Raw genomic sequence first — 13,198 nt, forward strand, 5'->3', positions numbered from 1 at the left:
CCCGTTGCAATGAGGCATTCGTGACAACCGGCATGGCCGGGTGCTCCGCTACACTGCGGCTCGCGGCCTCGCCCGTACGCCCCGCACCCCCGCGGGGCGCTCTGCATCCAGCCAGGCCGCCCGCGCTTCCTCCCGCATGGGCTTCTTCAGCTACCTCACCGGCTTCGGTGGCCGCGACATGGCGGTCGACCTCGGAACGGCCAACACGCTCGTCTACGTGCGTGGCCGCGGCATCGTCCTCTCCGAGCCCTCGGTCGTCGCGATCGACTCGCGGACGGGGGAGGTGCACGCCGTCGGCATCGAGGCCAAGCGCATGCTCGGCCGCACGCCCGGCACGATCCAGGCCATCCGGCCGCTGAAGGACGGCGTCATCGCCGACTTCGACGTGACCGAGGAGATGCTGCGCCACTTCATCCAGAAGGTGCACCAGAACCGCTGGGCGCATCCCCGCGTCGTCGTCTGCGTCCCGTCGGGCGTGACCGGTGTGGAGAAGCGCGCGGTGGAGGAGGCCTGCCTCTCGGCGGGCGCCCGCCAGGCGTACCTGATCGAGGAGCCGATGGCCGCCGCGATCGGCGCCGGCCTGCCGGTCGGCGAGCCGACCGGCTCGATGATCGTCGACATCGGCGGCGGCACCTCCGAGGTCGCCGTGATCTCGCTCGGCGGCATCGTCGTCAGCCAGTCGATCCGCGTCGGCGGGGACGAGCTGGACGAGGCGATCATCAACTACGCCAAGCGCGAGTACAAGCTGTTGATCGGCCAGCAGACCGCCGAGGAGGTCAAGCTGGAGATCGGCTCGGCCTACCCGATGGACGAAGAGGTCCAGGCCGAGATCCGCGGGCGCGACATGGTGTCGGGCCTGCCGAAGACCGTCGTGCTGACCAGCGAGGAGATCCGCCAGGCGCTCGAGGAGCCCCTGTCGCAGATCATCGACGCGGTCAAGGAGACGTTGGACCGGACACCTCCGGAGCTCGCATCCGACATCATGGATCGCGGCATCATGCTGGCGGGCGGCGGCTCGCTCCTCCAGGGGCTCGACGAGCGCCTGCGGGAGGAGACGCAGATGCCCTCCCATCTGGCCGAGTCGCCCCTGACGTGCGTCGCGGTCGGGTCGGGCCGCTCGCTCGAGGAGTTCGAGGTGATCCACCGGACGAACAAGAACTCAAGGAGCCGGCGCAGGCCGCGTTAGCGCCGCGCCAGGAGACCAAGCTTTGGAGCCCCGTACGACATGTACGACAAGACGGTGCGACGGCGCCGAGCGGTCCTCGGGGCCCTCGTCGTCAGCTCCCTGATCCTCCTCACGGCGTACTTCCGCGAGCCGGGCGGCGGCGCGCTGCACCACGTGCAGCGCGGCATCCTCGAGGTCGTCTCCCCGATCCAGGAGGGCGCCAGCCGCGCGCTCAAGCCCGTCCAGGACCTGTTCGGGTGGGTCGGCGACACCGTCTCGGCCAAGGGCGACCTGCAGGAGGCGCGCAAGGAGCGCGACCAGTGGCGCACGATCGCCACGCGCAACGCGTCCGCCACGCGCGAGAACGCGCAGCTGCGCAAGACCCTCGGCCTCGACGCCGCGGTGACCGACATGGCGCTCTACGGACCCAAGACCGCCCGCGTGATCGGCCAGTCGCCGACGCTCTGGTACGCGAAGATCACGATCGACAAGGGCTCCTCGTCGGGCATCCGCGCGGGCATGCCGGTCATCGCCTCCGACGGCAAGGGCGGCCAGGACACCGGCCTGATCGGCCGCGTCGACCAGGCCGCCGCCGGCACCGCGGTCATCCGCCTCATCACCGACTCGACGGTCGCGGTCGCGGCGCGCACGGTCACCGGCAGCGCGATGGGCGTCGTCAAGCCCTCGCCGGGCAACCCGCGCGACCTGATCCTCGACTACGTGGCCAAGGACGACACGCCCGCGACGGGGCAGACCGTGGTCACCGCGGGCACCGTCTCGAAGACGAGCGAGCTCGACTCCGTCTACCCTCCGGATCTCCCGATCGGGCGGATCACCCGGGTCGACGACCAGGGCGCCGCCGATCAGACGCCGCACCTGCGGCCGTTCGTGGACCTCCGTCGCGTCCAGTTCGTGCAAGTCCTGACCGAGAAGGTGGACCACAACCGCTGATGGTCGTCTCGCCCCAGCTCATCGTCCGATTGGTGCTGCTCGGCCTCGCCGTGGTGATCCTGCAGGTCGCGGCCGTCTCGCAGGTCGTGCTCTTCGGCGCGACCGCCGACCTGACGCCGCTGGCCGTCGCCGCCGTCGGGCTGATGTGCGGGTCGATCACCGGCGCGCTGTTCGGCTTCTTCGTCGGCCTGTTCTTCGACGCCGCGCTGGTCCAGACGCTGGGGCTGACCTCGCTGGTGTGCGTGATCGCGGGCTACGGCGCCGGGCGCCTGCGCGAGCTGCGCGACCCGCAGGCGACGGTCGTCCCGATGATCGTCGGCGCGGTCGCGACCGCGATCACGACGTTCGGCTACGGCCTCATGAACTTCATGCTGGGCATCGACGCGCCGGTCAGCTTCCTGCTGCTGCGCGTGATCCTCGCGACGATCGTCTTCAACGCGATCATCGCGGTGCCGGTGTTCGCGCTCATCCGCCGCTGCCTCGGCCCGGCGCTGCCCGACGACCCGCGCCGCCGCCGGCGGCGGGCCTACACGACCGGCGGCCTCTCGCCGCTCTCGCGCGCCTGATGCCGCTCGATCCCGCCAACGACCGGCGTCCGCCGATCAACCCGCAGCTCGCGGTCCGCGTGGCCGGCGCGGGCGTGATCGCGTTCGCGCTCTTCGGGATCATCTTCTTCCGGCTCTGGTACCTGCAGGTGCTGGACGGCGACAAGTACCTCGCGCAGGCGCGCGACAACCGCGTCCGGACCCAGCGCATCGACGCGCCGCGCGGGACGATCGTCGACGCCAGCGGCGTCACGCTCGTCGACAACCGCAAGGCGACGGTCGTGGCGATCAACCCGGCGTCGATCGACGCCACGATGCGCACCGACATCGCCAACTACGGCCAGCTGATGACCGCGCGGTCCAAGAAGCCCAAGGGCCACCAGGGCCCGCGGCCGCCGATGCCGATGGCCGTCGGCGACCTCAAGGCGCGCTACCAGCGGCTCGCCCGCGTCCTGAACATGGGCTGGAAGACGATCAACGAGCGCGTGGTCTCGTCGATCCTCCAGGTCCCGTACGCCAACGTGCGCGTCAAGACCGACATCCCGACCTCCCAGCGCAACTACATCCAGGAGCGCCAGGAGATGTTCCGCGGCGTGACCGTCGAGGAGGTCTACGTCCGCAAGTACCCGGCCAAGGAGATGGCGGCGCAGCTGCTGGGCACGCTCGGCCAGATCAGCAAGACCGAGCTGAAGTCCCCGCACTTCAAGAACGTCCCCGGCGGCACCGACGTCGGCAAGACCGGCCTGGAGTACGAGTACGACAAGGCGCTGCGCGGCACCGACGGCGAGTACCGCATCGAGGTCAACGCGGCCGGCGAGCGCCGTCGCGCGGTCACCGCGCGGCAGCCCAAGCAGGGGCGGACGCTGAAGCTGACGCTGGACTCGAAGCTGCAGGCCGCGGGGGAGGCCGCGCTGCGGGACGCCGGCGGCGGGCTGCCGGGCGCGTTCGTCGCGCTGAACCCGCAGACCGGCGCGATCTACGCGATGGGCTCCAGCCCGAGCTACAACCCGCTGGACGCGATGCCGGGCCGCTACTCGACGACCGCGGCCTACAAGGCCAAGTTCGTCGACGCGTCCACCGAGCATCCGCTGATCAACCGCGCCGACGAGAGCGCGTATCCGACCGGCTCGATCTTCAAGCCGATCACGTCGCTGGCCGCGCTGGCCGCCGGCGTGATCACGCCGACCACGCCGTTCAACGACGAGGGCTGCCTGAAGGTCGGCGCGCGCCAGCTCGACGTCAAGTGCAACGCCGGCAAGACGCCCTACGGCACGATCACGATGGCCCAGGCGCTGCAGGTGTCGTCGGACACCTACTACTACAACCTGGGTCTGAAGCTCTACGACCACACCGGCGAGTACCTGCAGAAGTGGGCCCACAAGCTCGGCGTCGCGCGCCCGACCGGCGTCGACCTGCCCTACGAGGCCGGCGGCTCGATCCCGAGCGCCGAGGCGGTCGTCAAGCTGCAGGACGCCGAGCGGGCGTGCCGCAAGAAGCGCCACGTCAAGTCCTGCGGGATCGCGTTCCTGGACTCCTCGTGGAACCCGGGCGACGAGGCGAACTTCGCCGTCGGCCAGGGCGGCCTGCAGGCCACGCCGCTGCAGATGGCCGTCGCCTACTCGACGATCATCGACAACGGGCGCGTCATCACGCCGCACCTCGGCGCGTCGATCGAGAACATCGCCACGGGCGTGACCGAGCCGATCGACAAGCCGTCGCGCCGCAAGGTGGACATCAACCCGTCCTGGCGCACCACGATCCTGGACGGCCTGTTCGCCGCGGCCAACAAGGACAAGGGCACGTCGCAGGCCGTGTGGGCCGACGACTGGCCGAAGGACAAGTACCCGATCTACGGCAAGACGGGCACCGCGGAGCGCAACGGCCAGCGGGACCAGTCCTGGTACGTCGGCTACTCCTACGACCACACCCCGGACAAGAAGCCGATCGTCGTCGTCGCGACGATCGAGAAGGGCGGCTTCGGCGCCGCGGCCGCGGCCCCGGCGGTCCGGCTGATCATGTCCAAGTGGTTCGGCGTCCACGCCAAGCTCGTGCGCGGGGAGTCGACCGACCGGTGAGCGCCGCCTCGACACCGCTGCGCGACGTCGACGACGCGCCCCCGCGCGACCGCGTCCGGCCGCAGGGCATGGCGCTGCCGTTCGACGTCGTGCTCGTGCTCGGCGTCGTCGGGCTGGCGATCTGCTCGCTGATCACGATCCGGGCGTCGACGGCCGACGACATCGCCGGCGACCCCCGCTACTACTTCAAGCGCCAGCTGATCTTCTTCATCGCCGGCGGCGTCCTGTCGCTGGCGCTGGTGAAGCTCGACTACGCGCGGCTGCGCGCCGCGCGCTGGTACTTCTACGGCTTCTTGATGGTGTCGATCTTCGCCGTCAAGGTGATGGGCGCCACCGCCAAGGGCGCCCAGCGGTCGATCCCCCTCGGCCCGTTCCAGTTCCAGGCCTCCGAGCTCGGCAAGGTGATCGTCGTCATCGTGCTGGCCGCCTTCGCGGCCGAGCGCGCGCGGCGGATCAACGAGCGCGACAGCACGGCCCGGATCATGTTGCTGGCCTTGATCCCGGCGGCGTTCGTGATGGTCCAGCCCGACCTCGGGTCGGCGCTGGTCTACGGCGCGATCTCGCTGGCCATCCTCTTCTTCGCCGGTACCCCGGTCCGCCACTTCCTGGCGCTCGTCGCGCTCGGCGCGGTCGCGATCAGCATCGTGCTGGTCGCCGCTCCCGCCGCGGGGGTGGAGGTCCTCCACGGGTACCAGAAGGACCGGCTGACGTCGTTCCTCCATCCCTCCGCGGACACCAGCCAGGAGGGCTACCAGCAGCACCAATCCCTCATCGCCATCGGCTCCGGTCAGAAGACCGGCCGCGGCGACCACGCAACCCAGACGAACGACAACTTCCTGCCCGAGCACCACACCGACTTCATCCAGTCGGTCGTGGGGGAGCGCTACGGGTTCGTGGGATCGGCGCTCGTGCTGTCCCTCTACGCGCTGCTGATCTGGCGCGGGTTGCGCATCTTGACCATGGCGAAAGACCTGTTCGGCGCGTTGATGGCCGGCGGCATCGTGGCGATGCTGCTCTTCCAGGTCTTCGTGAACGTCGGCATGACCCTCGGGATCATGCCCATCACCGGCATCCCGCTGCCGCTCATGAGCTACGGCGGATCCTCGGTGATGTCCACCCTCTTGGCCATCGGCCTCCTTCAGTCGATCTACGTCCACGGACGCAGCTCGGCAGCCATGAAGGGGCGCATCATGAGCCACTGAATTGGTAAGGACCTGAAATCGTGAGAAAGCAAGTGCTCGTCAGCGTGGACCGCGGGGAGACCCGCGTGGCGCTGATGGAAGCGACTGGAGCGCCGACCGCCAAGGGCGGCAGCGGCGGCTCCGGCCGCGGGCGCGCCAAGAGCGCCAAGCCCACCGACGGATGGCGGGTCGCCGAGCTCTACCTGGAGCGCCGCGGCAACCGCTCGATCGTCGGCAACATCTACAAGGGCAAGGTCGACAACGTCCTGCCCGGCCTCGAGGCCGCCTTCGTCGACATCGGCCTCGACAAGAACGGCTTCCTGCACGTGGACGAGATCGTCATCCCGGGCGTCGAGGTGGCGCGCCGTGGGCGCGTCGGCTCCAAGGGCAAGTCGATCGGCGAGCTGCTCAAGCCCGGCCAGGAAGTCGTCGTGCAGGTCGTCAAGGACCCGCTGAAGACCAAGGGCGCGCGGCTGTCGATGGACCTGACGATCGCCGGGCGGTACATGGTGTACACGCCGACCGGCGAGGGCGTCGGGGTGTCGAAGCGGTTGGACGACAAGGAGCGCGACCGGCTGCGGCGCGAGGCCAAGGGCCTCGACCTGCACGGTGGCGGCGCGATCGTCCGCACGGCGGCGCACGGCGCCAAGCGGGCGGACTTCGAGCGCGAGCTGCAGTACCTCTTCAAGCTGCACGAGGTGCTGGAGAAGCGCGTCGCGGAGTCCCCGGCGCCGTCGATGGTCTTCCAGGAGGCGGACCTGAGCGTTCGCGTGGTGCGCGACATCTTCAGCGCGGACTTCGAGAAGGCGATCGTCGACGACGAGAAGCAGCACCACCGGCTGGTGTCGTTCTTCTCGCGCACCGCGCCGGAGCTGGTCGACCGCGTCGAGCTGTGGCAGGAGTCCAAGCCGCTGTTCGAGGCCTGGGACGTCGAGAAGGTCATCGACGGCCTGATGTCCAAGCGCATCGACCTGCCGTCCGGTGGCTACCTGCTGATCGACTACGCCGAGGCGCTGACGGTCATCGACGTCAACTCGGGGTCGTTCGTCGGCCGCGGCAAGCAGGCCCGGCTGGAGGACACGATCACGCGCACGAACCTGGAGGCGGCCGACGAGGTCGTCCGCCAGCTGCGGCTGCGCGACATCGGCGGGATCATCGTCATCGACTTCATCGACATGGCGCGCGCGAAGAACCGCGACGCGGTGCTGAAGACGCTGCGCAAGGCGCTGGACGAGGATCGAACCAAGACGTTCACGGCCGAGATCTCGAAGCTGGGCCTGGTCGAGATGACGCGCCAGAACGTGACCGAGGGCGTGCGGGAGATCATGTCCCGCCCGTGCCCGACGTGCCACGGCGAGGGCGTCATCAAGAGCGAGGACACGATCGCGATCGAGTTCGAGCGCCAGCTGCGCGAGATCGCCTCGCGCGCCAAGCGCGGGACCGAGGCCTTCCTGGTCCAGGTCAACCCGCGCGTGTCGTCCAAGTTCACCGGCGACGGCGCCCGCGTGCTGCACGCGCTGGAGGACGAGACCGGCAAGGTCTTCCACTTCGAGGGCTCCGAGGGCCTGCCGCTGGATCACTTCGCGATCGTCCAGGAGGGCTCGTCGCAGGAGATCGAGGAGCGCGCGATCCCGTTCAAGGAGGGCGACGAGGTGCTGGTCAACATCGTCGAGCCCCACATGTACGAGGTCGACGATGCGGTGGCCAAGATCGACGGCTACATCATCAGCGTCGTCAACGGCGGACGGTACGTCGGGACCAAGAAGCTGGTCCGGATAGAGGAGGCGGGGAGGACCGCCGCGGTCGCCACGCTGCTCGACGCCGAGGACCAGCCCGAGGAGGCCGGCGGGGCCTCCGGGTCGTCGGACGGCGGTTCCGGCGAGGAGTCGCTAGAATCCAAGCCTCGGCGCCGCGGCCGCAGAGGCGGACGGCGCCGTTCGGCTGCCAAGGCCGAGGCAACTTCCGAGTAAGAGACTGACATGTACGCGATCGTCAAGACCGGCGGCAAGCAGTACCGCGTCGAAGAGGGCCAGACCCTCCTCGTCGAGCGGCTGCCTGGCGATGCCGGCGCCAAGCTGGATCTCGAGCCCCTTCTGCTGGCGGGTGACGAGGCCCTGTTCGGCGACAAGCTCGGCAAGGCCTCCGTGGCCGCCGAGGTCGTCGAGCACATCCGCGGCCCGAAGCTCCGCGTCAACAAGTTCAAGCCCAAGCGCGGCTACCGCCGCCGTGCGGGCCACCGCCAGGAGCTCACCCGCATCCGGGTGACGAAGATCACGAAGGGCTAGAGGAGAACGGAATGGCACATAAGAAGGGCCTCGGCTCCTCCAAGAACGGCCGCGACTCGAACCCCCAGTTCCTGGGCGTGAAGGTCTTCGCCGGCCAGACCGTGACCGGCGGCGAGATCATCGTCCGCCAGCGCGGCTCCCGCTTCAAGGCCGGCGAGGGCGTCGGCATGGGCAAGGACGACACGCTCTACGCGCGCAGCGCGGGCGTCGTCGACTTCCGCACGGGGCGCCGCGGGCGCGTCGTGTCGATCCTGCCCGAGGGCGACGCGGCCGCCTAGGCCCGCTTCGCCACCAGCTGCTGTGCGACGGCCGCCCCTTTGGGGGCGGTCGTTGTCGTTCAAGCCGCACGCGCCCGCCCATGCCGATGCGTGTCGCCTCGTGGTGATCTATTCACCACGAGACGACACGGACCGACCCGGCCGGAGCGGGCCTCACGCCAGGGTCGCGTTGACCAGGCACAATGGCCGTCAACTCGACCAACGCACCCTGCAGGGCGGTCAGAGGCCCACGCGGACCCGGGCTCCGAGACGGTCGAGGACGACCGCCGCCTCCCGATCCACCGCGATCGCCGCATCGATCTCCGCCCGCACCCGCTCGTCCGGCTCCGCGTCACGAACGGCCAGGCGATCGATGTTCCCGTGCCCCAGCTCATACCGCCGCGTGAACAGCTGCTCCGCATGCCCCGCCGTGATCGGCACATCCACCGTCTCCGGCGGCTTCTCCGGCCGCCGCCACCCAACCGCATCCATCACCGCGAACGCGTCGCGATACCGCTGCGCGAGCGCCTGCTGCGCTTCGGAACCGAAGTTGAGGATCTCCTCGAAGAAGTAGTGATTCGCTTCGAGGGTGACCAGCGTCTGCTGTCGAAGGACATCCGCCGTCGACGAGTCGACGCTGACGACGCACGCGTCAATACGCTGCTTGGTGCTCATGGAGCCTATCTCCTTGGGCCATGCCCCCGGTCGTTGGTGCGACGCGGGGGCGATATAGTTAATGATGTTACTGCGGTGCGACTCTAGGGGCTGGGGCGGACGGTCGGCGAGACGCTTCGCTTCTTACACGGAACCGCTTGCCGCTAAGGAACGCGCCCGTGCTAGCCAAGGTCCTCGGAAGGACGCCCCGCCCCGCGTGCGCTCATACCAGAGGCCAAAATTTGTAGTGGTTGCTCAGTATCTGCTCTCGCTCGCCCTAACTGGCCTACGACTTGCTCGCCTGTCAGCAAGGCCCTTCTATCGGCTTCGCTCATTGACATAGAACCCTAGTGGTCAACGGTATGTCGTACCTGACCCAGCTCTACGAGCAAGGGGAGCGGGCTCGGTGGGCCGTCGAAGCGACCTGCGTGATGAACTAGCTGTTGTCGGCGACGTGCCGCTGGGCGTCGACGATCGCTTGCTTCAGGAGAGTCTCGGCCGTGTTGATCGGCAGTTGGTGAAGGAGTTGGTGCAGCTCACGCTTGAGCGCTCGTTGCGACGTTGCGGGATGCGGCGCACCGTTGCTTTCTGGCAGTTCTAGACGGCGCTGCGTGAAGGCAAGGCCACCATGTTGGGCGATGAGCTCGAAGTCGCTGTCGACGTGGACGAGGCCGCAGTCGTGTTGGTGCGCCAGCGCGGCGGTCAGGAGGTCGGCGATCGGGCGGCGGTGGAAGTCCGTGCCGGCCTGCGCGAGGTTGGCCATCATCTGCGCTGCGAGGCGGATGGTCTCGTCGTCCGGGGCGAGGATCTCGGCTGCTTCGCGGAGCGTCGTCTCGGTGGTGGCGACGTTGGCGCCTTGCGGCTCGGTCAGAAGCTCAAGGAGGACCGGCCCGGAGAGGGCGAGCTCGTTGTCTGGGGCTTCGTCGAGCAGCGCGGCGAGTTGCGCTGCGACCTCGGGAATCCGCCGCCGTGACCAGGCGGAGGTGTCGACCAGCCAGCGCACGATCAGGCGAAGGGATCGTCGAGGGTCTCGATGCTGTCGATGATGTCCTGCGCGGTCGGGCCGTCGGCCGGCGCGCCGCTGAGCAGCAGCGCTCGCTGACGGGCGCGGCGCAGCTCCCGTTGTTGGGCGGCGCCGGCGTTGTCCAGTTGCGATCGCACGGCCGCGAGGACGTCTGCGGGGAGATCGAGCCCGTCGATGACGCGGAGGAAGGCGGCCACGACCCTCGGCGCCTCGAGGGCGAGAGCGCCATCGACGGTCAGCTCGCGAAGCATGGCTTCGAGTACCGCTCCTTCGAACACCGCGCGCCGCGCGACGCTGGCGCGGGCAGGATCCTCGGGCCGCCGGGAGGCGAGCCAGTCGAGGGTGCGCTCCATGGGTTCGTCGACGACGAGCCCGACCCGGGAGTGGGGGGACGGCATGCGTCGAGTGTAACACTGGGTGTGGCACCTAGGCGGGCGTCGCCACCAGCCGCCGCCCGATCGCCTGCGCCGTCTCGGCCAGCTCCGGCGGGCCCAGGACCTCGAGTGGGACGTCCAGCGTCGCCATCCACACCACGAACTGCTGGGACCAGCCCTCGGTCGTGGTGACGATGCAGTGGTCCTCGCCGTCGGGCTCGACGGTCGCGTAGCGGCGCGGCACGCGGCGCTCCATCAGCGGCGCGGGCGCGGACAACCGCACGCGCCCCCGGACCGCTTCGGCGTCCTGGGCCCGGATGGCGCGGCGGACGTAGGCGGCGGGGTCGCCGCCGGGGACCTCGCGGCGGACGCCGCGGCCGGCGGTCCCGACGCGGCCGGCGATGCGGTCGACGCGGAAGGTGCGCCAGTCGTCGCGGTCGAGGTCCCAGGCGACCAGGTACCAGCGGTAGCCGGTGTGGACGATCGCGGCGGGCTCGACGGTGCGGCGGGTCGAGGCGTCGTCCTTGGCGCGGTAAGCGAACCGCAGCCGGTCGCCGTCGCGGCAGGCGCCGGCGATGATCGCCAACATGTCCGCGTCGATCCGCGGGCCGTCGACCGCGAAGGCGCTCGTGGCGTCGCCCAGCGCGCGCACGCGACGACGCAACCGCTCCGGCAGCACCTGCTCCAGCTTGGCGAGCGTCCGGATCGCCGTCTCCTCCATGCCCGCGATCGAGCCGGCGGCGGTCGACCGCAGGCCGACGGCGACGGCGATCGCCTCGGCGTCGTCCAACAACAACGGCGGCAGCTCGGCGCCGGCGCCCAACCGGTAGCCGCCGGCGATGCCCGGCGCGGCCTCGATCGGGTAGCCGAGCGACCGCAGCTTCTCGACGTCGCGGCGGATCGTGCGGGGACCGACCTCGAGGCGGTCGGCGAGCTCGGGGCCGCTCCACTCGCGCCGCGTCTGCAGCAGCGACAGCAGGGCCAGCAGGCGTGCGGAGGTCTGAACCATCGTGCCGCGGATGGTGCCAGACGATGCGGACTCAAGTTGACCGCATAAGAACCCATGCGGACAGAAGTTGACCGCATGCCGCGAAAGGCTCCCGGCCATGACCTCCACGACCCTCGAACCGCCCGCCCCGCTCGCCGCGCCTGCCACCGCGGCCGGCGTCGCCGCGGCCGACGCCGCGCCCGAAGCGAAGGCCGGGCCCGCCTCCCGCGCCGTCTGGACCGGCTTCGCCGTCGTCCTGGCCGCCTCGGTCATGGACCTCCTCGACGCGACGATCGCCCAGACCGCCGCGCCCGCGATCCGCGTCGACCTCGGCGGTTCCTACGCCACGATCGAGTGGGTGACCGCCGCCTACACGCTCGCGATGGCCACCGGCCTCCTGCTCGGCGGCCGCCTCGGTGACCTGCTCGGCCGGCGCAACGTCCTGCTCGGCGGCATGGCCGCGTTCACCTTCGTCTCGGTCCTGTGCGCGCTCGCGCCGTCGCCCGACGCGCTGATCGGCGCGCGAGCCCTGCAGGGCCTGGCCGCGGCGCTGATGGTCCCGCAGTGCTTCGGGCTCATCCGCGAGCTGTTCGGCGACGAGGGCCAGCAGCGCGCGTTCTCGATCTTCGGCCCGGTGATGGGCCTGGGCGCGGTCGCCGGACCGCTGCTCGGCGGCGCGATCGTCGACGCGGACATCTTGGGCACCGGCTGGCGCGCGATCTTCCTCATCAACGTCCCGGTCGGCCTCGGCGCGCTGCTCGTCGGCCGCGCCGCGCTGCCCCGCACGAAGCCGGTCGCGCCCGGCGGCCGCCTCGACCTCCCGAGCGTCCTGCTCGCCATGGCCGGCGGCTTCGCGATCGTCTACCCGCTCGTCGAGGGCCGTGAGCTCGGCTGGCCGGCGTGGTGCGTCGCGATGCCGATCGGCGGCCTCGCGCTGCTGGCCGCCTTCGCGGCCCTCCAGGCCCGGCGCCACCGCAACGACCACACCACCTTGGTCGAGCCGTCGCTGCTGCGCCGCCGCCCGTACGTCAGCGGCCTCGCGCTCGTGGCGACGTTCATCGGCGCGATGGGCGGGATGGTCCTGTCGCTCAACGTAATGTTCCAGAACGGCCTCGGCTTCTCGCCGCTGGCCTGCGGCGTCGCGACCGCCGCGATCCCGCTGGCCGCGATCGGCGGCTCGATCGCCTCGGCGGTCCTCGTCGGCAAGCTCGGCCGGACGGTGCTGTGGATCGGCCTGACCACGATGGCGGCGGGCCTGGTCGTCACCGACCTCGTCCTCCGCGCGCAGGGCGCCGACCTCAGCGCCTGGGAGACCGCCGCGCCGCTCACGCTCACCGGCTTCGGCATGGGCATGATCTTCATGCCGATGTTCGACGTCGTGCTCGCCGGCGTGCAGCCCCACCAGCTCGGCTCCGCGTCGGGCCTGCTGGAGTCGATCCAGCAGCTCGGCATGTCGATCGGGATCGCCGTCGTCGGCACGGTCCTGTTCGACGTCGTCGGCTCCGCCCACGGCCCGGCCGCGTTCGTCGGCGCCGCCGATCACGCGCTGCTGGTCGGCGTCGGCCTGCTGGCCGTCGCGGCGGTCACCGTCGCGTGGCTGCCGCGCCACGCGCGCGCCGAGGGCGGCGCGGCGCACTGAGCCACCACCTCCTCTGACCCCTCCGACACCTCCCCCGACGCACCGCGGGGCGCGGCCGCA

At 70.4% G+C, this 13,198-nt stretch carries 13 protein-coding genes; 9 read left to right on the top strand and 4 right to left on the bottom strand.

Features of this window, described 5'->3' with window-relative positions:
- The first annotated feature begins 136 nt into the window (after positions 1–136).
- From VFG42_RS15540 to rpmA, 8 genes are all read left to right on the top strand, one after another.
- Positions 137–1,186, top strand: a complete 1,050-nt coding sequence (locus VFG42_RS15540; RefSeq protein WP_324909653.1) for a rod shape-determining protein — start codon at positions 137–139, stop codon at positions 1,184–1,186.
- 39 nt (positions 1,187–1,225) lie between these two features.
- Positions 1,226–2,116: a rod shape-determining protein MreC gene (mreC, locus tag VFG42_RS15545; protein ID WP_324909654.1), complete on the top strand. Its 891-nt coding sequence runs from the start codon at positions 1,226–1,228 to the stop codon at positions 2,114–2,116.
- On the top strand, positions 2,116–2,682 hold the full coding sequence (gene mreD, locus VFG42_RS15550) for a rod shape-determining protein MreD (protein WP_324909655.1): 567 nt from the start codon (positions 2,116–2,118) through the stop codon (positions 2,680–2,682). Before mreC ends, mreD begins: the two co-directional genes overlap by 1 nt.
- Positions 2,682–4,736 carry a penicillin-binding transpeptidase domain-containing protein gene (locus VFG42_RS15555; protein WP_324909656.1) on the top strand — a complete coding sequence of 685 codons (2,055 nt, stop codon included), beginning with the start codon at positions 2,682–2,684 and terminating at the stop codon, positions 4,734–4,736. Before mreD ends, VFG42_RS15555 begins: the two co-directional genes overlap by 1 nt.
- Complete coding sequence (gene rodA / locus VFG42_RS15560) at positions 4,733–5,938, top strand: rod shape-determining protein RodA (RefSeq protein WP_324909657.1); 1,206 nt, start codon at positions 4,733–4,735, stop codon at positions 5,936–5,938. The genes VFG42_RS15555 and rodA overlap by 4 nt, the downstream gene beginning before the upstream one ends.
- Positions 5,939–6,012: 74 nt before the next feature.
- Positions 6,013–7,887: an Rne/Rng family ribonuclease gene (locus VFG42_RS15565; RefSeq protein ID WP_324909658.1), complete on the top strand. Its 1,875-nt coding sequence runs from the start codon at positions 6,013–6,015 to the stop codon at positions 7,885–7,887.
- 9 nt (positions 7,888–7,896) lie between these two features.
- Positions 7,897–8,202 carry a 50S ribosomal protein L21 gene (gene rplU / locus VFG42_RS15570; RefSeq protein WP_324909659.1) on the top strand — a complete coding sequence of 102 codons (306 nt, stop codon included), beginning with the start codon at positions 7,897–7,899 and terminating at the stop codon, positions 8,200–8,202.
- Positions 8,203–8,213: 11 nt separating this feature from the next.
- Positions 8,214–8,480 carry a 50S ribosomal protein L27 gene (rpmA, locus tag VFG42_RS15575; RefSeq protein WP_324909660.1) on the top strand — a complete coding sequence of 89 codons (267 nt, stop codon included), beginning with the start codon at positions 8,214–8,216 and terminating at the stop codon, positions 8,478–8,480.
- Positions 8,481–8,699: 219 nt separating this feature from the next.
- Here the strand turns inward: rpmA and VFG42_RS15580 are convergent, their stop codons facing one another.
- The 4 genes from VFG42_RS15580 to VFG42_RS15595 form a co-directional block, all read right to left on the bottom strand.
- Positions 8,700–9,134 (bottom strand): hypothetical protein, encoded by a 435-nt coding sequence (locus tag VFG42_RS15580; protein WP_324909661.1) that lies wholly within the window; start codon positions 9,132–9,134, stop codon positions 8,700–8,702.
- A gap of 415 nt (positions 9,135–9,549) precedes the next feature.
- Positions 9,550–10,116, bottom strand: coding sequence for a PIN domain-containing protein (locus tag VFG42_RS15585; protein ID WP_324909662.1), 567 nt, complete (start codon positions 10,114–10,116; stop codon positions 9,550–9,552).
- Positions 10,117–10,118: 2 nt separating this feature from the next.
- Positions 10,119–10,535, bottom strand: coding sequence for a hypothetical protein (locus VFG42_RS15590; RefSeq protein WP_324909663.1), 417 nt, complete (start codon positions 10,533–10,535; stop codon positions 10,119–10,121).
- 28 nt (positions 10,536–10,563) lie between these two features.
- Positions 10,564–11,520: a YafY family protein gene (locus tag VFG42_RS15595; RefSeq protein WP_324909664.1), complete on the bottom strand. Its 957-nt coding sequence runs from the start codon at positions 11,518–11,520 to the stop codon at positions 10,564–10,566.
- Between the two features lie 97 nt (positions 11,521–11,617).
- Here VFG42_RS15595 and VFG42_RS15600 point away from each other — a divergent pair, with 97 nt between their 5' ends.
- Entirely contained in the window at positions 11,618–13,138 is a 1,521-nt protein-coding gene (locus VFG42_RS15600; protein WP_324909665.1) for an MFS transporter, read from the top strand.
- Positions 13,139–13,198 lie beyond the last annotated feature (60 nt).

This window comes from Baekduia sp., from assembly GCF_035685985.1.
In the GTDB taxonomy this organism is placed as follows: domain Bacteria; phylum Actinomycetota; class Thermoleophilia; order Solirubrobacterales; family Solirubrobacteraceae; genus Baekduia.

Coding starts and splice junctions, on each gene's coding strand:
- VFG42_RS15540 (WP_324909653.1), top strand. CDS start 137: ATGGGCTTCTTCAGCTACCTCACCGGCTTCGGTGGCCGCGACATGGCG.
- mreC (WP_324909654.1), top strand. CDS start 1,226: ATGTACGACAAGACGGTGCGACGGCGCCGAGCGGTCCTCGGGGCCCTC.
- mreD (WP_324909655.1), top strand. CDS start 2,116: ATGGTCGTCTCGCCCCAGCTCATCGTCCGATTGGTGCTGCTCGGCCTC.
- VFG42_RS15555 (WP_324909656.1), top strand. CDS start 2,682: ATGCCGCTCGATCCCGCCAACGACCGGCGTCCGCCGATCAACCCGCAG.
- VFG42_RS15565 (WP_324909658.1), top strand. CDS start 6,013: ATGGAAGCGACTGGAGCGCCGACCGCCAAGGGCGGCAGCGGCGGCTCC.
- rplU (WP_324909659.1), top strand. CDS start 7,897: ATGTACGCGATCGTCAAGACCGGCGGCAAGCAGTACCGCGTCGAAGAG.
- rpmA (WP_324909660.1), top strand. CDS start 8,214: ATGGCACATAAGAAGGGCCTCGGCTCCTCCAAGAACGGCCGCGACTCG.
- VFG42_RS15580 (WP_324909661.1), bottom strand. CDS start 9,134: ATGAGCACCAAGCAGCGTATTGACGCGTGCGTCGTCAGCGTCGACTCG.
- VFG42_RS15590 (WP_324909663.1), bottom strand. CDS start 10,535: ATGCCGTCCCCCCACTCCCGGGTCGGGCTCGTCGTCGACGAACCCATG.
- VFG42_RS15595 (WP_324909664.1), bottom strand. CDS start 11,520: ATGGTTCAGACCTCCGCACGCCTGCTGGCCCTGCTGTCGCTGCTGCAG.
- VFG42_RS15600 (WP_324909665.1), top strand. CDS start 11,618: ATGACCTCCACGACCCTCGAACCGCCCGCCCCGCTCGCCGCGCCTGCC.